18 protein-coding genes are annotated in these 19,321 nt (G+C 45.3%); 6 read left to right on the top strand and 12 right to left on the bottom strand.

All coding sequences use genetic code 11. The features are described from left to right. Positions 1 to 8: 8 nt before the first annotated feature. Both DFP77_RS09730 and DFP77_RS09725 read right to left on the bottom strand, forming a co-directional pair. Positions 9 to 527 carry a glycine cleavage system transcriptional repressor gene (locus DFP77_RS09730; RefSeq protein ID WP_114412097.1) on the bottom strand — a complete coding sequence of 173 codons (519 nt, stop codon included), beginning with the start codon at positions 525 to 527 and terminating at the stop codon, positions 9 to 11. Positions 528 to 634: 107 nt separating this feature from the next. Beyond that, positions 635 to 1,870, bottom strand: coding sequence for an MFS transporter (locus DFP77_RS09725; RefSeq protein ID WP_114412096.1), 1,236 nt, complete (start codon positions 1,868 to 1,870; stop codon positions 635 to 637). Between the two features lie 241 nt (positions 1,871 to 2,111). Here DFP77_RS09725 and DFP77_RS09720 point away from each other — a divergent pair, with 241 nt between their 5' ends. Beyond that, positions 2,112 to 3,761: a methyl-accepting chemotaxis protein gene (locus tag DFP77_RS09720; protein WP_205113184.1), complete on the top strand. Its 1,650-nt coding sequence runs from the start codon at positions 2,112 to 2,114 to the stop codon at positions 3,759 to 3,761. Positions 3,762 to 3,852: 91 nt separating this feature from the next. Here the strand turns inward: DFP77_RS09720 and sstT are convergent, their stop codons facing one another. Beyond that, on the bottom strand, positions 3,853 to 5,073 hold the full coding sequence (gene sstT, locus DFP77_RS09715; protein WP_114412095.1) for a serine/threonine transporter SstT: 1,221 nt from the start codon (positions 5,071 to 5,073) through the stop codon (positions 3,853 to 3,855). A 223-nt stretch (positions 5,074 to 5,296) separates the two neighbouring features. Here sstT and DFP77_RS09710 point away from each other — a divergent pair, with 223 nt between their 5' ends. Together DFP77_RS09710 and DFP77_RS09705 are read left to right on the top strand one after the other, a co-directional pair. Next, a complete protein-coding gene (locus DFP77_RS09710) occupies positions 5,297 to 5,935 on the top strand; it encodes an NAD(P)H-dependent oxidoreductase (RefSeq protein ID WP_114412094.1) in 639 nt (212 codons plus the stop codon). A 182-nt stretch (positions 5,936 to 6,117) separates the two neighbouring features. Next, the gene (locus tag DFP77_RS09705; RefSeq protein WP_114412093.1) at positions 6,118 to 6,651 is read left to right on the top strand and encodes a DUF3750 domain-containing protein; all 534 of its coding nucleotides are present in this window, start codon (positions 6,118 to 6,120) and stop codon (positions 6,649 to 6,651) included. Positions 6,652 to 6,734: 83 nt separating this feature from the next. Here DFP77_RS09705 and DFP77_RS09700 read toward each other — a convergent pair whose 3' ends face one another. Further along, on the bottom strand, positions 6,735 to 6,995 hold the full coding sequence (locus DFP77_RS09700; RefSeq protein ID WP_114412092.1) for a YheV family putative zinc ribbon protein: 261 nt from the start codon (positions 6,993 to 6,995) through the stop codon (positions 6,735 to 6,737). A gap of 104 nt (positions 6,996 to 7,099) precedes the next feature. After that, on the bottom strand, positions 7,100 to 9,130 hold the full coding sequence (gene prlC, locus DFP77_RS09695; RefSeq protein WP_114412091.1) for an oligopeptidase A: 2,031 nt from the start codon (positions 9,128 to 9,130) through the stop codon (positions 7,100 to 7,102). A gap of 166 nt (positions 9,131 to 9,296) precedes the next feature. On the opposite strand from prlC, the gene DFP77_RS09690 reads away from it, so the two are divergent. The 3 genes from DFP77_RS09690 (at position 9,297) to DFP77_RS09680 (ending at position 10,752) form a co-directional block, all read left to right on the top strand. Next, positions 9,297 to 9,854 (top strand): gamma carbonic anhydrase family protein, encoded by a 558-nt coding sequence (locus DFP77_RS09690; RefSeq protein ID WP_114412090.1) that lies wholly within the window; start codon positions 9,297 to 9,299, stop codon positions 9,852 to 9,854. A 77-nt stretch (positions 9,855 to 9,931) separates the two neighbouring features. Then, positions 9,932 to 10,561 (top strand): RNA polymerase factor sigma-70, encoded by a 630-nt coding sequence (locus DFP77_RS09685; protein WP_114412089.1) that lies wholly within the window; start codon positions 9,932 to 9,934, stop codon positions 10,559 to 10,561. Further along, complete coding sequence (locus tag DFP77_RS09680) at positions 10,561 to 10,752, top strand: zf-HC2 domain-containing protein (protein WP_114412088.1); 192 nt, start codon at positions 10,561 to 10,563, stop codon at positions 10,750 to 10,752. Before DFP77_RS09685 ends, DFP77_RS09680 begins: the two co-directional genes overlap by 1 nt. 26 nt (positions 10,753 to 10,778) lie before the next feature. Here the strand turns inward: DFP77_RS09680 and znuB are convergent, their stop codons facing one another. The 7 genes from znuB to DFP77_RS09645 form a co-directional block, all read right to left on the bottom strand. Continuing rightward, a complete protein-coding gene (gene znuB, locus DFP77_RS09675) occupies positions 10,779 to 11,570 on the bottom strand; it encodes a zinc ABC transporter permease subunit ZnuB (protein WP_114412087.1) in 792 nt (263 codons plus the stop codon). A gap of 38 nt (positions 11,571 to 11,608) precedes the next feature. Beyond that, positions 11,609 to 12,385, bottom strand: coding sequence for a zinc ABC transporter ATP-binding protein ZnuC (gene znuC / locus DFP77_RS09670; RefSeq protein WP_114412086.1), 777 nt, complete (start codon positions 12,383 to 12,385; stop codon positions 11,609 to 11,611). Then, positions 12,382 to 12,882, bottom strand: coding sequence for a Fur family transcriptional regulator (locus DFP77_RS09665; RefSeq protein ID WP_114412085.1), 501 nt, complete (start codon positions 12,880 to 12,882; stop codon positions 12,382 to 12,384). Before DFP77_RS09665 ends, znuC begins: the two co-directional genes overlap by 4 nt. Then, positions 12,882 to 13,868, bottom strand: a complete 987-nt coding sequence (locus tag DFP77_RS09660; protein WP_114412084.1) for a nickel/cobalt transporter — start codon at positions 13,866 to 13,868, stop codon at positions 12,882 to 12,884. Before DFP77_RS09660 ends, DFP77_RS09665 begins: the two co-directional genes overlap by 1 nt. Positions 13,869 to 13,982: 114 nt before the next feature. Beyond that, positions 13,983 to 14,603 carry a MarC family protein gene (locus tag DFP77_RS09655; protein WP_114412083.1) on the bottom strand — a complete coding sequence of 207 codons (621 nt, stop codon included), beginning with the start codon at positions 14,601 to 14,603 and terminating at the stop codon, positions 13,983 to 13,985. A gap of 286 nt (positions 14,604 to 14,889) precedes the next feature. Further along, complete coding sequence (locus DFP77_RS09650) at positions 14,890 to 17,991, bottom strand: multidrug efflux RND transporter permease subunit (RefSeq protein ID WP_114412082.1); 3,102 nt, start codon at positions 17,989 to 17,991, stop codon at positions 14,890 to 14,892. 51 nt (positions 17,992 to 18,042) lie between these two features. Beyond that, positions 18,043 to 19,179 carry an efflux RND transporter periplasmic adaptor subunit gene (locus tag DFP77_RS09645; RefSeq protein ID WP_114412081.1) on the bottom strand — a complete coding sequence of 379 codons (1,137 nt, stop codon included), beginning with the start codon at positions 19,177 to 19,179 and terminating at the stop codon, positions 18,043 to 18,045. Positions 19,180 to 19,321: the final 142 nt, after the last annotated feature.

The following is a 19,321-nucleotide window of genomic DNA, read 5'->3' as shown; positions in this document are numbered from 1 at the left end:
TTATCAGGCTAGGCAAACTGTTTAACAGAAAGCTCGACCATTAAATCGCTGCTTATTTTTTCTAGTGCAGCTTCTAATTCTGACAAAAGTAGGTTTTTTGGAACCACCAAAACCATCTCGGTTTTAAATAACATGTCAGAGCTCATCGGTGCAGGTTCACACGAAGTGGTGAGTTCTTTGACATTAACCATTAATGAATGCAGTACTTGAGACACTTCTTTAACAATACCCGGACGATCATTGCCAACCACAGAGAGAGACAAAGTAGAGCCTGATCCAACACTTTGCTTAGCCACTTCAACGGTGACATGCAAACCCAATTTTTCAAAATCACGTAAGGCACTCACTAGAGCTTCTTGTTGATCCTGCGGTACAGAGACAGTCAAAATACCGGCAAATTTATCGGCCAAATGCGCCATGCGACTTTCTAGCCAGTTGCCATTGTAACGTGCGATGGTGTCGGACAGGCTCTCAACAAGGCCTGGGCGGTCTTCGCCAATAAAACTCAATACAAGATGCTGCGACATAAACTTCTCCATCGATATTGTTAGGCTGATACATATTACATCAAATCAAGACTACTGCAGTTCGGCACAGGTGCCAAGCACTCACTAATCAAGCCATTCATTCTAAATTATAGAGGATCAACCCGCTTTGTGTTTGCCTGTTGACGTAAAAACCAAAACCCCAACAAGGCAGCAAGCACCCCTGAAATACTGCCCACGCCGATTGCCCATCTAGCACCAAAGAAGTCAGCAATCCAACCAACCAAAGGCGCACCCAACGCCGTACTGCCCATTGCTGTAGCCAAAACCACAGCCATCACTCGGCCTCTATAACGCTTCTCCGTTGCCACCTGCATATAAGAAGCAGTCGATGTAGTAAACAGCTGCAAACTAAGGCCGAGCAAAATAAGCAGCACAGCGAATGCCCAGAATGACGTGCTGATGGCCACCAATAAGCAGCTCACCGCGAACATAGCGGCAACATAAATCATAAAGCGAAACGTCGGTGAAGAACGACGGCTAGCAGTTACCAATGCCCCACTAATCGAACCAATCGCCATCATAGAAATTAAGAAACCATATTGATCCGCATGCCCTTGAAACACATGCACAGTCATCGCAGATAGGTACACCGAAAAATTCATACCTAGGCTACAAATTAAAAACGACATAACCAGTATGACGGCCATCTCACGATGCTGCCAAATGTACCGAAAGCCATCCAAAAACTTCGCTACATCGGGCGTCTTTTTACTGTTATCCGTTTCAATTTTTGGCAGGCGGCTTTTGAAAAGATGTAGAGCGACTAGTAAAGGAATAAAAGACAGCACATTGATCATAAACACCCAACCAGTCCCGATTAAGGCGATCAGTATGCCTGCAATGGCCGGCCCAACTAAGCGGGCTGAGTTAAAGGACACAGAATTGAGCCCAACGGCGTTTGATAATTCTTTTTCACTTACAAGATCCGACACAAAGGCATGACGAGCAGGCGCATCAAATGCCGCCACACAACCTAAGGCAAACGCACAGGCGCATACCTGCCATAGCTCAACATGACCACTCAATACCAATATGCCAAGAATCAATGCCAAGGTCGCCATCAAGCATTGAGTAATAAACAGCAACTTTCGACGATCCATTCGATCCGCAGCCCAACCAGTGACAGGCAAGAGTAAAATCTGTGGTGCAAATTGTAAAAATACCACCAGCCCTACGGCTGACGCATTCTTATCTGATAGTTCGGCGATGACGATCCAATCCTGAGCAGTCCGCTGCAGCCAGGTACCGATATTCGAAATAACTGCGCCACCGAACCAAAGTCGGTAATTCAAGTTTGATAGCGACCGAAATGCATTACTCAATACACACCTCTTAAACTGGTTAATAAAACATCAAATATTACTTAAAAGTGTCATTTTTTAGAGGTAATATAGGGAACCCTTTATAAGATGAGCACAAAAAGCACGGATTAAAGATGACTTTTTTGTACTCACGCATTCTCTCAATAAATTAACCAAGCATACCTTGTTCTGTAAAACGTAAATGGACTTTGAGTTTCACAGTAATAACGCAATAAAAATAACTTACTGTAGGTAATACATCGTGATATTCAATAAAATGTCTCTGAAAGCTCAATTTATCTCCGTAATAGCCTTGCCTTGCCTTGTGCTCTTACTCGTTAGTTGGGCAGGCTTACGCGGTCTTTCTAGCGGACAGGAGCAAACTAAACAGTTGGCCCAAAATACCAGCGCCCCAATGCGATCTCTCGCGGAAGTTGCATCACGAATCCCTCGTATGCGTGTTGGTATCGATATTATCTTGCTGCAAGAAATTCCAGCCATGCAAGATAAAAAAGGTGCCCTAACTCGCGTTAAAGAAACCCGTACAGAAGATATCCCAGAAATGGATATGGCGCTTAAGCAAGCGTTGAACTCCCAAGTGAATCCTAAAATGCGTGCTGAAGTACAGAATCTCATTGACGTGTTCGCTAAAGTCAAACGTGATGAGCTAACGCCAATGCTTGCCGCTATCGAAAATAATGACTTAACGACTGCTCAAGAAATATATAAAACTAAATACGCAGACAGCTATGGCGTAATGCGTAAAGCCGTCAATGTCATCCTTGACGAACTGCTTGAGCAAGGTCAACAAAGCTACAACCAAAGCCAGATTAATTATGAAAAAAGCCGCAACAACATGATCGCCTTAATAGTGATCGCACTATCGGCCTCTATCATCTTAGCTTGGTTAATGTTACGTCGTCTTAACAGCCGAGTTTCTTATCTACAGCAACATATTTCAACTGCCAGTGACAAATTAGATCTTGGTTCTATGATGTCTCTTGATGGCAAAGACGAGCTTAGCGATATCGCCCAGCACTTTAATCAGTTTATCACTAAAGTCCGTACGGCAATTGAAAACGTAGCTGACAACTCCCGTCAGCTTGCTCACACCGCAAACGACGTCGCATCGAAAGCCAAGGCAACGCACACCAACTGCCTGAATGAGCGAGATCGTACCACTCAGATCGCTACAGCCATTCATGAAATGGGCGCCACAGTGGAAAACATCGCAGAAAACGCGTCTCAAGCAGCTAAAGCAGCCCAAGAAGCAGATAAACAAGCTCACCAAGGAGCAGGATTGGTAGCACGCGCTCGCCAAGGTGTGACTGCGCTATCTACTGAAATACAACATATTAGTGCCGACATTGATTCGCTAGCAACACAGACAGATTCGATTGGTAGCATCCTAGATACGATTCGCAGTATCTCGGAGCAAACTAACTTATTGGCGTTGAACGCGGCGATCGAAGCTGCCCGTGCAGGTGAGCAAGGTCGAGGCTTCGCCGTCGTTGCCGATGAAGTACGTAACCTTGCCAGCCGCTCTGCTGCATCGACTGATGAAATCCAAAAAATGATCGACAAGTTACAAGAGCAATCGGCCAAAACCGTTGCGACTATCCAATCTGGACAAGATCAGAGCACCGAGGTTGTTGGTCAGGCGAATGAAGCCAATACATCACTGGAGCAAATCACTTCACACATTGGTCAGATCAGCGACATGAACATTCAGGTTGCCACTGCGACAGAAGAGCAATCTCTTGTAGTAAACGACATGAGTAAAAACGTTGAAGAGATTAATCAGCTAACAACAGAGACATCTGAAATAGCTGATGAACTGACTGCATCAAGTACCAACTTACAGAAACTGTCTGCTCAGCTTGATAAACTGGTTACCCAGTTTAAGCTTTAACAGTTTAAGCTAGCAAATCGTAGAAACAAAAAAGGGAAGCTCCCAACTTCCCTTTTTTGTTATCACAGGTCTATAACAAGGTTATTGAAATCTAGCTCTTATCATTAGAAAGACAAGCCGCCGCTGTAAATAGAGCGTCTGTCGAACTATTCAATGCGGTCTCGGCAGAATCCTGTAAAACGCCGATAATAAAGCCAACCGCCACTACTTGCATTGCCACCTCATTCGAAATATTGAATAAGCTACACGCTAATGGAATCAGCAACAACGAACCACCCGCAACACCCGATGCTCCACATGCAGAGACGGCAGCAATCACGCTAAGCAATAACGCTGTACCAAAATCCAATGAGATGCCTAAAGTGTGCACTGCAGCTAAGGTTAACACCGTAATGGTAATCGCTGCGCCAGCCATATTGATGGTCGCACCCAAAGGAATGGACACAGAATAAGTATCCTCGTCCAAACCTAAGCGCTTACACAAATCCAAATTTACGGGAATATTTGCTGCCGAACTACGGGTAAAGAATGCGGTTACGCCACTTTCTTTTAAGCACTTAAATACTAAAGGATAGGGATTACGGCGAATTTTCCAGAATACCAATAGTGGGTTCGTCACAAAGGCAATAAACAGCATCGCACCAATCAACACAGCCAATAGGTGAGAATAGCCAAGCAATGCGTCAAAGCCAGTTGCGGCTATGGTGCTCGCAACCAAACCAAAGATACCAAACGGCGCTAAACGAATAATAAAAGAAACAATACCAGTCACACTGGTCGATATGTGTTGTAGGACAGATTTCGTCGCTTCAGAGGCATGACGTAACCCCAAACCTAAGCCAGTCGCCCAAGTCAAAATGCCTACATAATTCCCTTGAACCAAAGCGTTAACAGGGTTATCGACCATCTTAAATACCAAGGTATGTAAGACTTCACCAATTCCCTGAGGCGCACTTTTACTTAAATCTGGCGCGACCAAATTTAGCTCAGTAGGAAAAGCAAAGCTGAACACAACGGCTGTTAATGCCGCGACAAACGTGCCGATAATATAAAGAAGAATCACTGGGCGAATATGGCTTTGCTGAGCTTGCTTGTGATTGGCAATCGATGCCATCACCAACAAAAAGACCAAGATTGGTGCTATCGCTTTAAGTGCTTTAACAAAAAAATCGCCCATCAAAGAAGTTGATAGCGCCGTGCTTGGCGACACATACGCTAGGACGACGCCACAAACAATACCGATGGCAATTTGTAGTACTAAACTACCGCGAAGATAACGCTGAAACAAAGAGGGATTTTGAGCAAATGACATTAGAAGGGGGTCCGTTGAAATTTTCAAAGCCGCACCTTACTTCATCCTCGCTCAAAAATGAACCATTTTAGGGCATAATTGCAGATATTATTGCAACATATCAACTAAATCGAACAGTTAACCGATTATTCAACTTCCTCACTTTTTGCTCAAAACGTACCTTGAACTTGATCACAACAAGAGCAATATTAGAGGCATACAAAAACCTTATTTAGGAATAATCATGTCGAATTTGTTAGAAAAACTAAACTGGCGTTATGCCACAAAAAAAATGGACTCAAGCAAAGTTGTTGAGCAAGAAAAAGTAGACCGCATCCTAGAAGCTATTCGCCTAACAGCGACATCAAGTGGACTTCAGCCATATGAAGTCATTGTGGTGAAAAACAAAGCGCTACGTGAAGCCATCGTTCCCCATGCTTGGAACCAAGCACAAATCACTGACGGTTCTCACCTATTAGTGTTTGCTGCGTGGGATAACTACACAGAAGAACGCATTAATAAAATGTTCGACCTAGTAAACGACGAACGAGGCTTTAAAAATGAAGGCTGGGAAAACTACCGCCAAATGATTTTAGGCGATTACCCTCCACGTGATGCTGAAGTGAACTACCAACACGCAGCTCGTCAGGCTTACATTGGTCTAGGCACTGCCTTAATTGCAGCCGCTGAAGAAGGCGTAGACAGCACACCAATGGAAGGCTTTGACCCAGCTAAAGTTGATGAGATCCTAGGTCTTACTGAACGCGGTCTACGCTCTGTGATTCTATTGCCTTTGGGTTACCGTGCAGAAGAAGGCGACTGGCTAAAAGAACTGAAAAAAGTACGCCGTTCAAGTGAAGAGTTCATTACTGAAATGAACTAATTTCAGATCTATTCAGAAGTACAAAACCAAAACGCCAACATCGTTGGCGTTTTTTTATGCTCATTTTTTGAACTTGGCAAAAAATAGGGAATAGTGAACCAAAGCCATAAATAGTGACCCAAATACACCAAAATTTGCGTATGTTAATAGCAATAAAATACCCAACAGCCCAAGGACAAAGCATGGCAAAGTATCTAGGACTCATTTTCATCACGCTATTTTTAAGTGCATGCTCTTCGAACGATAACTGGCGCACAGCAAGCCGAGAGCCTGCAGGCATCGCGCCATCACCAGAAACAGAAAAAGCAGCCGTTATCGAGTTTTATGCCGCCGACGCTTTTAGTTGGCGAGGCTGGTTTGCGGTTCATACATGGGTGGCTACCAAAGAAAAAAACGCTTCTGAATACACGGTACATGAAGTGGTCGGTTGGCGAGTAGAAAGAGGACTTCCAGCGTTATCTGAATATAAAACAGCGACACCAGATCGCTACTGGTTTGGCGCGAAACCAGAAAAAGTACTGTCTATTATTGGCCCAAAAGCCGAAGCATTGATTCCAAAAATTGACGAAGCGGTGAAGCGCTACCCTTGGGCAAACGAATACACTGTATTCCCAGGACCAAACAGCAACACCTTCCCGACCTGGATTGGCCTACAAGTACCTGAGTTGGATCTTGATATGCCATTTCGAGCCATCGGCAGCGGTTATGCAGATTAAAGGCTATAACTAGAAAAAACGCAGCAATAAAAAAGCGAATGGTGCTGGCACCATTCGCTTTTTTATCACCCTACAGAGCAAGTTTAGTGCTTGGTCGTACCAGGATTTGGAATGAAGTTGATCACGACTTCTTCTGTTTCTGGAGAGCGGCTGTGAGGCGTGTTTACTCGTGTTGGAATCTCAGTGGGCTGCGCCTGTATAACCGTAGATTGCTCATCCGTGTATCCACAACCAACGCACTCACGATATTGCTTTTCGGCGTCATCATCGCGCCAAGCACGAATTTTATCCATCTCACTACAACGAGGGCACACCGCCCCTGCGATAAAGCGTTTTACTGTCATAACCCTACCTTCAAAAAAGTAACGCCCTAATTCGGCGCTATAAAAAAGCAGCGCTTTGTCTGATTCTCATCAGGCGAAGCGCTGCTTCCTTGCAGTACAAAAAGTTAAGCCGCGATGCCGCTGTGTCTCAATAAGGCATCGGTGCTTGGCTCACGACCGCGGAACTCAGCAAATAATTCTGCTGCTGGACGAGAGCCACCATTGGCCAATATGGTATCACGGAAGCGAGCGCCAGTATCTTTATTGAATATGCCGTCTTCTTCGAATTTCGAGAAAGCATCTGCCGATAACACTTCTGCCCATTTGTAGCTGTAGTAACCGGCCGCGTAACCACCCGCAAAAATATGCGAGAAGCTATTTTGGAAACGATTAAACTCAGGCGGTGTGACCACCGCCACTTTACTACGAACATCATCAAGCACTGATTGAACAGAAATGTCTTTTTGATATTCCATGTGTAGACGGAAATCGAACAAAGAAAACTCCAATTGACGCATCATCTGCATGCCAGACTGGAAGTTCTTTGCTGCCAACATCTTATCCAGCAAGTCTTGTGGCAACGGCTCACCTGTTTCGTAATGGCCCGCAATATGAGCCAATGCTTCTGGCTCGTAACACCAGTTTTCCATGAATTGGCTTGGCAACTCGACCGCATCCCACGCCACACCGTTAATGCCCGATACAGAAGATACATCCACTTGGGTCAACATGTGGTGCAAGCCATGACCAAATTCGTGGAACAAGGTCGTCACTTCGTCGTGCGTCAACAAGGCAGGTTTATCACCAATTGGTGGTGTGAAGTTACACACAAGATAGGCAATCGGTAGCTGCAAGCGGTCATCGCTTAAACGACGGCGAGTACGGCAAGAATCCATCCATGCACCACCGCGTTTTGCTTCACGCGCATACGGATCTAGATAGAAACGAGACACGTCTTCGCCACCCTTGCTGATCGTAAATAACTGCAAGTCCTTGTTATAGCTATCAAATTCTTTTTCTTCGCGAATATCCACACCGAATAAAGTTTGTGCCACGTGAAACAATCCGGATAAAACTTTATTCATCGGAAAGTAAGGACGCAGTTCTTCTTGAGAAATACTGAACTTATGTTGGCGTAGTTTTTCCGCATAATAGGTCATGTCCCAAGCGTTCAATTTTTCCACGCCGTTTTCGTCTTTCGCGAACGCTGTTAGTTGCGCAAGGTCTTGTTCTGCCGAGCTTTTTGACTTTTTCGCTAGATCACCTAAGAAATCGATAACCTGCTGGCCATTGTCCGCCATCTTAGTGGCAACAGACAATTCTGCGTAATTATCAAAACCAAGAATATGAGCCATCTCATGACGTAGCTCTAAAATTTCGTCAACCAGAGGCGCATTGTTGAATTTGATATCACCACCTTGATCTGACGCGCGCGTCGCAAAGGCACGGTACATTTCTTCGCGCAGTTCTGCATTGTCGGCGTAACTCATCACTGGAATGTAAGATGGGAAATCTAGGGTGAACAACCAGCCGTCCTTTTCTTTGGCTTCGGCCATTTGTTTGGCTTGTGCCAAAGCGGATTCTGGCAAACCAGACAGCTCACTTTCGTCGGTGATTAGTTTGCTCCACGCTTGTGTCGCGTCTAATACGTTTTCACCAAACTGACTGCCCAACTCAGACAAACGCTGGCTAATCTCGCCATAGCGTTTCTTGGCGTCGCCTTCTAGGCCGACACCAGACAATTCGAAATCACGAATCGTTTGCGCCAAGGCTTCACTTTGAGCTTGGCTTAGCGTTTTCGCCGCCTCACTTTCAGCAAGACTCTTGTAAGCTTGATACAAGGCTTTGTTTTGCCCAAGATCCGTATAAAACTGAGTCAATTTTGGTAAGCAAGCGTTGTAAGCGGCACGTAACTCAGGCGTATTTTTAACGGAATTCAAATGGCTGATTGGCGACCAAAAGTTATTTAGGTCGTCGTGAAGTTGATCCAACGGCAAAACAAGACTTTCCCATGTTGGATTGGTGTTTTCGCTCACACAAGCATCAATCGCGGCTTGGTTATGCTTCAGTAGTTTCTCTAGATCCGCTTCGATGTTCGCAACATCGACGTCGGTAAAGCTCGGTAAGCTGGTCGCGTCCCATACAGACTGTGACATATCATGATATCCTTTTAAAAATTGAACGCTGTAATGCATTGGTCAATACTATGCTTAATAAGATAGGTTGTCTTAACACTTTTTCAATGCATAAAACGCTATTGTGTTAATAGTTCCTTCGTTTATTAACACTTTCTATTAATCAAATCCTGTAAGAGAGCAGTATATGGTGATGAAATCTTTCCGTGGCAAAACACCACAACTAGGCGACCGTGTATGGGTCGATGACAATGCCGTGATCATTGGCGATGTCACCATTGGCGAAGACAGCTCGGTTTGGCCTTTGGTGGCGATCCGTGGCGACATGCATCGCATCCGTATTGGTGCTCGCACCAGTATTCAAGACAACTCCTGCTTGCACATTACTCATGCGAGTACCTACAAACCTGAAGGCCACCCTTTGGACATTGGCGACGATGTGACAGTGGGTCACATGGCGATGTTACATGGCTGTACCATTGGCAACCGAGTCCTAGTCGGTATGGGAACGACAATCCTAGACGGTGCCGTGATTGAAGACGAAGTTATCATAGGCGCTGGCTCTTTGGTGCCACCAGGTAAGCGTTTAGAAACCGGTTTTATGTACATGGGCTCCCCTGTTAAGCAAATCCGTCCACTTAACGCCAAAGAAATCGAATACTTTCAATATGCCGGACTTAATTACGTTAAATTGAAAGACGAGTACTTGGCTGAAGCAAAAGCTGAATCCGAAATAAGCCGATAGATAGAAAAATTACGGTTAAAATAGTAATAAAAGCCAGACCAAGATCGTCTAATGACCACACACACTCCGAGGCTTAAATGACTAATGCGAATGTTTCTGTTGAAATAGATTCTTCAGCAGCAGTAAATATCTTTCAGGATACTGTTTTTATTGAAGATTTACGTACACAGATGCTGAAGTTCGCAAGGCTTCAAGTTCGAGACAATCAGATTGCCGAAGACGCAGTACAAGAAGCGATGATCTCTGCGTATCAAAATATTGATCGTTTTGCGCGACAAGCCGCGTTTAAGACTTGGGTGTTTTCCATTTTAAAGAACAAAATCATCGACTTATTGCGCAAAGAAAAACGCCACACGGCAGCCAGTCAGCTCGAAGATGGGCCGAACCTAAATGGCGACGCGTTAATAGAGCACTTGTTCGAAGAAAATGGTCACTGGCAAAAAGATGAGCGGCCCAAAAAATGGGATCAACCAGAACATGGCGTTGAAAACACACACTTCTGGCGAATCTTCGATGCTTGTTTAGATGCGCTACCAGCCAAGTACGGCCGATTATTTATGATGCGCGAATTCCTCGAAATGGACACACCTGAAATCTGCCATAACGAAGAAGTAACCGTCAGCAGCCTAAACGTCACCTTGTATCGCGCTCGGCTGCGCTTACGAGAATGTCTAGAAGATCACTGGTTTCAGAAGGAGACATCGTAATGATGAAATGCAAACAAGCGACCCAGATGCTCTCGGAGAAACTGGACCGCCCTTTATCCGCTAAAGAAAAAATCAACCTAGCCATGCACACGGCAATCTGTGGACCGTGTCGTCAATTTGGCAAACAAATGGAAATGATCCGCGGCTTATCAAAGTCCTACTCCAAAGCAAAGGAATCGGACGATAAATAAGCCTGCCTATAAAAACACCGAATAAACTAACGTAAGCGTTTAAATGGCAGAGTGTAAGCCACTAGGAACAACAAGGCCGCGCAGACGACAACACTTGGGCCTGTTGGTGTGTCCCAACGATAAGACGCCCACAAGCCACCACACACCGACAAGCAGCCAATCAAGCTAGCGAACGACGCCATTTGAATCGGCGTCTTCGACAGCTTCCGTGCGGTTGCTGCGGGAATGATCATCAAAGAGGTAATCAGCAGCACACCGACGATTTTCATCGCCACGGCAATCACCAAAGCCACCAGCAACATCAACAATAAACGAATCGCCTCTACCGGATAACCTTCTACTTTTGCCAATTCTTCGTTTACGGTAACGGCGAGCAATGGCTTCCAGAAAGTCACCAATAGCGCGATAACCGCCAAACCACCGCCATAAATCCAATACACATCGGCTTGGTTAATCGCCAGCAAATCACCAAATAAATACGCCATCAAATCGATGCGAATGTTATCGAGGAAACTCACCGCCACTAGACCAAGCGACAAAGCGGAATGCGCCAAAATCCCCAACAAAGTATCCGTGGCAATAATGTGCTTCTTCTGCAACGTCACCAGCACCAAGGCCAAGCCCACACACAACACAATAATGGCAAGATTCAAGTTGATGTCGAATAAAAAGCCTAACGCCACGCCTAACAAGGCAGAATGCGCCAAGGTATCACCAAAATACGCCATGCGTCGCCACACAACAAAGGCCCCTAGCGGCCCAGCGACCGCCGCCACACCTAACCCACCAAACAAGGCTCTCAGTAAAAGATCTAACATGGTTTAACTAACTCCAATATCGGCTAACTTAGGTGTGATTAATGATGTTTACAATGGGCATGGGCATCGCCATCGTCCGACAAAATACTACCGTGTTCATCATGCACATGATCATGCTGATGGGCATAAATCGCGATGGATTCGTCTGCTCCTGGTACGCCAAACAAAGCTTGATAGGCTGGATGACCTGTAACGTGTTGCGGACTACCTGAACAGCACACATGCTGATTAATACAGACCACGGTATCGGTTTTCGCCATCACCAAATGCAAATCATGAGACACCATCAAAACACCGCAATTTAGCTCATTACGAATGCCTTCAATCAGGTTATAAAGTTCCACTTGCCCATTCACATCCACGCCTTGAACAGGCTCATCAAGTACCAATAAATTCGGTCGATTCAACAAAGCGCGAGCCAATAATACGCGCTGCGTTTCGCCACCAGACAACACATGTACTTGGGATTGGAGCAAATGACCAATGCCAAGTTTTTCGAGTGTTGGAAGAATCTGTTGCTTATCGACACCACGCACCAAGGCCAAGAAATGCTTTACCGTTAATGGCAGGGTCGGATCGATATGCAGCTTTTGCGGCATATAACCGATACGCAAGGTTTTGTGTCTTACCACTTCGCCTGACGTGGCTTCTTGCAAGCCTAACAGGGTACGAATCAGCGTACTTTTACCGCTACCGTTTGGGCCAATCAGGGTGACAATTTCCCCTTCGCTGATCGTCATATCTATATTTTCGAGCAACACTCGGCCATCAAACGCTATACCAATTTTGTCAAAAGCAACCAATCGTTTACTCACGCGCTTGCTCCTGCTGATTGTTCCTTACATTTCGCGCACAACCCCGTTAACTCAATGGTTTCAGCTCGCAGTTCAAAACCTTGATGTGCAGCCTTTTCAACCAACGCCGCATGAATATCTTGGTAATCAAATTCCATAACATTGTGACATTCGTCGCAAATCAAGAAATAGCCTTTGTGAGCTTTGTCTGCATGGGCACAACCAAGGTAAGCGTTCATCGATTCAACTTTGTGAATCAAGCCTGCGCCTAAAAGAAAATCCAATGCACGATAAACCGTTGGTGGTGCAGAGTTAAACCCTTCTTCGGCCAACTTCGCCAATAGCTGATAAGCACCAAGCGGTCGATGACTTTCCCAGATTAATTCCAATGCGCGACGGCGTACTTTCGTTAGTCGCTGCCCCTGCTGGACACACAGCGCTTCCGCCGTGCTCAACGCACTCTCAATACAGTCATTATGGTTGTGATGGACGTGCTGATGCGAGTCTTCATGTTTCATTAGAAAGCCCTTCCTGCATTACTTAAGTAGCTCCAAATCATTGAAGTACTGATGATGATCAAAGCGAAAGCGGCAATAAAACCAAACGCGCGCGACACTCGTTGTCGCCAAACGCGATGCTCACTGCTTAACGCAAAGCCGGTATCGCGCACAAACACACTGACACCCGCCAAAGAGGCAACCGTAATTGCTGTGCCTAACGCCATGGCAAAAGTCGCCACCAGGCCCCAAACAAAAATACCCGTGCTCAAAGAAAATAACAAAACCAAAATGGCCCCAGTACAAGGACGAATACCAACCGCAGCCACCATGGCCCAAATACTCCGACGGGCGGTTTTTGCCTCGTCTTCATGGTGTGCACAGCAAGTATGATCATGAGAGTGGCTGTGCGAGTGACCATGACTTCCATGGGAATGACCTTCATGTGTGTGACCCTCATGAGAATGGTTATGGTGCTCTTCTAAATGATCTTGCGAGTGATCATGACCACAACCAGACTGGCCGCGTAATAAGCGCACAAGAATCCACACACCAATCAAACCAACCGCAGCAAAACTCGCCACTTCAAAGAAACGACTGATTTGCATGGCTTTTCCCGCCAAGGAAAATACTTGGCTCAACACCAAAATGACTAATACCGCCATCACTGCTTGAACGCCAGCACATAAAAAAGCCAAGCTAACTCCGCGACGTAATGGTGCTTTGCTCGCCAGCATATAAGCCGAAATTACCGCCTTCCCATGCCCAGGACCTGCCGCGTGAAACACGCCATAAAAGAAACTGGTAGAGATTAATCCCCACAATAAAACAGGGCTGCCGCCCTTGCTAATAGAGCGCACCAAAGTCACAAGCTCACGATGAAAGGTGGCCTGCTGAGCAAGAATCCACTGAATAAAGTCTTGATACACCGCAAAATCCATCGCGGCATAGAGAGGCGAGCTCAAACAAAAGAAAGAGAAAAATAAAAAAGCGACGTTCTTTGCCATAATGGGTTATCACCGAGACTGGACAGAATTTTGTTATGATATAACAACTCAAAGTCAAGGAGAAGCCAAAGCCTAGAAACGCCGCAATTTGTACAAGATTTAACTTATTACCGCCTAGCTAACAGCTGTTGTAACAGGTTCTATAAATCCCATCACACCGCTCATAAAGATTTGCGCAGCCATAGCCGCCAAAATCAAACCTGTAATTTTAGACAAGACATTCAAGCCGGTTCGACCCAGCATTTTCTCGATCAAGGAACCAGAATACAAAATCATCGCTAAGGTACCCAACGCCAACAACAAACCGCATAAGCCGATAATTAAATCCCAACCTTGCAATTCAGCGCCATAAACCAGAATCGTACCAATAGTCGCAGGCCCAATAATGGTTGGCACTGCCAGAGGTACAACTGACACATCGTCACGTTCTTCGCTTGGCATACCCACAGCATGATTACGTGTCCCATCACGAACCAAGCTCAAGGCAGACATAAACAGCAAGATACCAGAGCCAATACGGAAAGAATCCAATGTGATGCCTAATACGGCAAACAAACTGCCACCAAAAAACAACAACACAATCGATATCGCCACAGAGGCAATAATCGCTTTATTCGCCACCTGTCGACGAGAAGTTGAAGACTCCCCGCGCGTTAACGCAAGAAACATAGACAACACAAAAAACGGCGCGAAGAGAAAGAAGAACTTAATCCAAGTCGAGATCAATAAACTCATTAAAAGAATCACCAAAGAAACAGGCAGCAAAGCCGCATGCTTATTATCTAAAGCCCTACCATATATTGCTAGGACACACCCAATTTGCAGCGCTTGTGGCGCGGCAAATATCTATCTGAAAGCCGTCTCTATTAAAAAAGCGCTTCTAAGAGAACACAGACGAGAGAATTCTAGCAAAGAATCTGAAAGAAAGAGGAGTAAATAACAATGAATGACAAAAAGAAAAGCCGACATAAAGTCGGCTTTTCGAACGCTCACTCATTTTTCAAACGCAAATGAATGCGTCTTATGACACTGCTTTTTTTTGAAAGCGTCCAAGCACCCATGTAAAGAACACAGGGACAAACAACACACCTAATAATGTCGCAGAGATCATGCCACCGATAACACTCACACCCAAAGAGTGCTGACTAGCAGCCCCAGCTCCGGAAGCTAATGTTAACGGCACAACCCCTAAAATAAAGGCCATAGACGTCATAATAATTGGACGGAAGCGCAGTTTGGCAGCTTCGATTGCAGAGTCTCTCAAGGAATATCCTTGCTTATAAAGGTCTTTAGCAAACTCAACAATCAAGATCGCATTCTTCGCTGACAAACCAATAATAGTAATCAAGCCAACCTTAAAGTAGACGTCATTAGACATTCCCGTTAGATACACAGCCGCAACCGCACCCAAAGCACCAATTGGAATAATCAAAATAACCGAAAACGGAATAGACCAGCTTTCGTACAATGCAACTAACAACAAGAAGACCACTAATATTGAAATAGCCAACAACATAGGTGCTTGAGAACCCGCCGATTTCTCTTGGTAAGACAGTCCCGTCCACTCAAAGCCAATGCCTTTTGGCAAAGTGTCTACTATGCGCTCAATTTCAAGCATGGCATCACCCGAACTATAACCTGGCATAGGGCTCCCAGAAATTTTATAAGCTGGATAACCATTGTAACGAGACACCTGAACCGGCCCTATTTCCCACAAGCTACTTGCGAATGAACGCATAGGAACTAGGTTGCCTTCATCATTCATCACTTGCAGCTCTAACACGCGCTCAGGCGTCATACGGTCAGCAACATCCGCCTGAACGACTACTCGTTGCAAACGACCAGCATTGGTGAAGTCGTTAACAGAAGCAGAACCATATGCCGTTGATACCGCATTATTAATCGATTCAAAACCCACGCCCAAAGCTGTGGCTTTTTTACGATCGATATCGATCCTAAGCTGAGGTGCGTCTTCTAAACCTTCCATCATGGCGTAAGCGATGATTGGAGATGCATTTGCTTGACCTAGAACCACATTACGCGCGTTGGTTAACGCTTCTCGTCCTAAGTTGCTTCGGTCCTGTAATCGTAGTGAGAAACCACCAGAGTTACCCATACCTTCAATAGCCGGTGGCGCAACCGCCATAGATCGGCCGTCAGAAATGCTACCGGCAAACTGGTTAAAGGCCGTCGTTTCATCCGTCAATGATTGCTCGCGGGCAGACCAATCGGTAAAAGTCGGGAATAGCAAGCCGGCATTCGCCCCCATACCAGAGAAACTAAAGCCCATAACGGAAACAACATTCTCTACCGCATCACGCTGACCTAAAAACGCTTCAACATTTTTCATTGTCTCATTGGTTCGAGAAAAAGTAGCACCAGCCGGAAGCTGCACATCTACAATCATATAGCCTTGGTCTTCCGTTGGAACAAAAGATTCAGGCAAATGCACATAGGTATAACCAAGGCCAGCAATCAGCACAAGATACACCAACATGAAACGTCCAGAACGGCTAACCAACTTACTATTTAATGTCGAATAACGGCTTGTTAAAGTGGCAAACTTACGGTTAAACCAGCCAAAGAAACCACCTTTTTCATGATGTTCTTCTGTGTTGATCGGCTTCAATATGGTGGCACATAACGCTGGTGTAAATGTCAGTGCCAAAATACCAGACAACATAATAGAAACGGCAAGCGACATAGAGAACTGTTGATAAATAATACCAACGGAACCGCTCATAAATGCCAGAGGAACAAACACCGCAGACAACACCAAAGTGATACCAACAATGGCACCAGACACTTGTCCCATTGCTTTAATCGTTGCTTCTTTCGGAGGAAGCCCTTCTTCCGCCATAATTCGCTCGACGTTTTCCACCACGACAATGGCGTCATCCACCAAGATACCAATCGCCAACACCATACCAAACATGGTCATCATATTGACTGAAAAGCCTATGAAAGACATCACCGCAAAGGTACCTAAAATACACACTGGCACTACGATAGTCGGAATCAAGGTATAGCGTAAATTCTGCAAGAACAGCAACATCACTAAGAAAACCAACAAAATAGCTTCAAGCAAGGTGTAAATTACTTTTTCAATCGCAGCGCTAACGAATTTAGACGTGTCATAAGGGAAACTGATTTGAATATCATCGGGGAAAGTTTCTTCCAATTCTGCAGCACGGGCTTTAACCGCTTTCACTGTTTCTATGGCATTTGCACCAGGCGATAATTGCACGGCCCCCATCACGGCTTTTCGACCATTCAAACGGGTCTCAAAGTTATAGTCTTGCTTGCCTAGTTCAACGCGAGCAACGTCTTTAAGATACACGGCAGAGCCATCGGAGCTACTGCGTAATACGATATTACGAAACTCTTCAGGATCTTCTAAAAAGCCTTTCACCACCAAACTGGCTGTTAGCTCTTGTTCATTATCCGCTGGGCGACCACCAAAGCTACCCGCTGGAACCTGTACGTTTTGGTTTCTAATCGCGTTATTAACATCACCAATGGATAATCCGTAACTCAACAGCTTCTCAGGAGAAACCCAAACTCGCATAGCCGCTTCGGTACCGAAATATTGCAGCTTACCAACACCCTCTACACGACGAATATTATTGTTAATATTACGTGCTGCGTAATCGGCCAAGGCAACGATACTTTTAGACGAATCATCCCCTTTGAAAGTCAGCGCATAAATCATCAAGAAGCCAGAGCTCGCTTGGTCTACTTGTACACCTTGTGCAATAACACTACTTGGTAAACGGGCTTCGGCTTTTTTGAGTCGGTTTTGTATATCGACCTGAGCCAAATCTGGGTCAGTACCCGGTTCAAAAGACGCAGTAATCTGAGCAATACCATTGGCGTTACTAGACGAATCAAAATAGAGCAAACCTTTCGCGCCATTTAGCTCTTCTTCGATAACACTAGTCACCGAGTCCACCAACACCTGAGCAGATGCTCCAGGGTACGTAGCACTTACCGTAATCTGCGGTGGCGCGACGACCGGAAATTGCGATACCGGTAGCGTTGGCAAAGCAAGCAACCCTGCCAACAAAATAAAGATTGCAATTACCCAAGCAAAGTTGGGCCGCGCAATAAAGAAATTAGACATGCATTAAGCCTCTAAAAACGTCTTAATAAATGAGATGAAAGGAGCAATGGACTAAATGTTAGAGGCCAATTTAACGGAAGGCGTTACCTTCTCTCCTGCTTGATACATGGCAGCATTATCAATAATTACTTTATCGCCACTCTTTAAGCCGTCAGTAATACGCCACAAATTTTGCGACATAGACCCCGTTGTAATTGAGCGAGATTCCACTGTGTTTTGGTCATCCACAACATAAACAAACGCACCACTGTTGCCACGCATCACGGCACGTTGAGGGATCAAAATAGCCGTTGAAGAATAAGACTGAACGGCTTCCACTCGGACATACATACCTGGCAATAGCACTTTCTCTGGATTTGGGAACAAACCACGCAACACAACATTGCCAGTTTTTTCGTCAACTTGGCTATCAGAGAACAACAGCTTGCCTTCAAAGCGCTTGTCGTAACCGTCTAATCTAGCTATCAATTTGGTGCTATGAGTAGACTCACCTTTTACTGATTGCTTGTATTTCAAGGTATCGGTTACAGATTGAGTAAAATCGATATAAACAGAGTCAAGCTGCTGAATAGTAGCCATCAGCGTCGCATCACCTTGTCCAACCAACATGCCTTCGCTGACATTTGCTCGGCCAATACGACCCGAAATAGGCGCACGCACCGTTGCATATTCAAGGCTTAGTTCAGCGTTTGCCACATCCGCTTTCGCTGAAGCAACCGACGCGCTAGCACTCAAATAAGCCGCTTGAGCGGCATCAAATGTTTGCTTACTAACAGCCTGAGATTTTAATAACGGGGCATAACGGTCCACCAGCATCTTGGCATCGAACAGAGTTGCTTCCGCCATGGCCAATTTACCCTTAGCACTATCAAGCGCTATTTTTAAAGACGCTGGATCGATTTCGAACAAGACGTCTCCCGCACTAACATCAGAGCCTTCTACAAAAGTTCTATGTAAAACGATACCTGGAACACGAGCTCGTACTTCTGCCTCACGGATAGGTTCGATTCTTCCTGGTAAAATGGCATTTTCTTCAAACTCAATAGGTTGCACGGTAGTCACGGTCGCCGCTTTTGCACTAGGTGGAGGGCTCGCTTGAGCTTCTGGCTCACTAGAATAGCAGCCAGACACAACAAATAACGCAGCCAGCATTAGCAGCGTCCGTCCATTTTTTAAAATTCGTATCATTGTTTTGTACCTTAAAATTTTATCTGACTGAGAAAGACAGGTAAGATACTAAACAACTCCAAATGAATCAACTTAGATTCATTTGATTCTTTATAGTTTTTTATTTCATCTCGTCGACATTCCAAGTAAAATGCCAACATCG

Origin of the sequence: Marinomonas foliarum (assembly GCF_003337275.1) — a bacterium.
Taxonomy (GTDB): Bacteria; Pseudomonadota; Gammaproteobacteria; order Pseudomonadales; family Marinomonadaceae; genus Marinomonas; species Marinomonas foliarum.
The sequence above is the reverse complement of the archived record's forward strand: the minus strand, read 5'-3'. Positions and strand labels throughout refer to the sequence as shown.

Bases quoted from the DNA above. Each gene is read 5' to 3' on its own strand.
- DFP77_RS09730 (WP_114412097.1), bottom strand. From the start codon at position 527: ATGTCGCAGCATCTTGTATTGAGTTTTATTGGCGAAGACCGCCCAGGC.
- sstT (WP_114412095.1), bottom strand. From the start codon at position 5,073: ATGTCATTTGCTCAAAATCCCTCTTTGTTTCAGCGTTATCTTCGCGGT.
- DFP77_RS09710 (WP_114412094.1), top strand. From the start codon at position 5,297: ATGTCGAATTTGTTAGAAAAACTAAACTGGCGTTATGCCACAAAAAAA.
- DFP77_RS09705 (WP_114412093.1), top strand. From the start codon at position 6,118: ATGGCAAAGTATCTAGGACTCATTTTCATCACGCTATTTTTAAGTGCA.
- DFP77_RS09700 (WP_114412092.1), bottom strand. From the start codon at position 6,995: ATGACAGTAAAACGCTTTATCGCAGGGGCGGTGTGCCCTCGTTGTAGT.
- prlC (WP_114412091.1), bottom strand. From the start codon at position 9,130: ATGTCACAGTCTGTATGGGACGCGACCAGCTTACCGAGCTTTACCGAC.
- DFP77_RS09690 (WP_114412090.1), top strand. From the start codon at position 9,297: ATGGTGATGAAATCTTTCCGTGGCAAAACACCACAACTAGGCGACCGT.
- DFP77_RS09685 (WP_114412089.1), top strand. From the start codon at position 9,932: ATGACTAATGCGAATGTTTCTGTTGAAATAGATTCTTCAGCAGCAGTA.
- DFP77_RS09680 (WP_114412088.1), top strand. From the start codon at position 10,561: ATGATGAAATGCAAACAAGCGACCCAGATGCTCTCGGAGAAACTGGAC.
- znuB (WP_114412087.1), bottom strand. From the start codon at position 11,570: ATGTTAGATCTTTTACTGAGAGCCTTGTTTGGTGGGTTAGGTGTGGCG.
- DFP77_RS09665 (WP_114412085.1), bottom strand. From the start codon at position 12,882: ATGAAACATGAAGACTCGCATCAGCACGTCCATCACAACCATAATGAC.
- DFP77_RS09660 (WP_114412084.1), bottom strand. From the start codon at position 13,868: ATGGCAAAGAACGTCGCTTTTTTATTTTTCTCTTTCTTTTGTTTGAGC.
- DFP77_RS09655 (WP_114412083.1), bottom strand. From the start codon at position 14,603: ATGAGTTTATTGATCTCGACTTGGATTAAGTTCTTCTTTCTCTTCGCG.
- DFP77_RS09650 (WP_114412082.1), bottom strand. From the start codon at position 17,991: ATGTCTAATTTCTTTATTGCGCGGCCCAACTTTGCTTGGGTAATTGCA.
- DFP77_RS09645 (WP_114412081.1), bottom strand. From the start codon at position 19,179: ATGATACGAATTTTAAAAAATGGACGGACGCTGCTAATGCTGGCTGCG.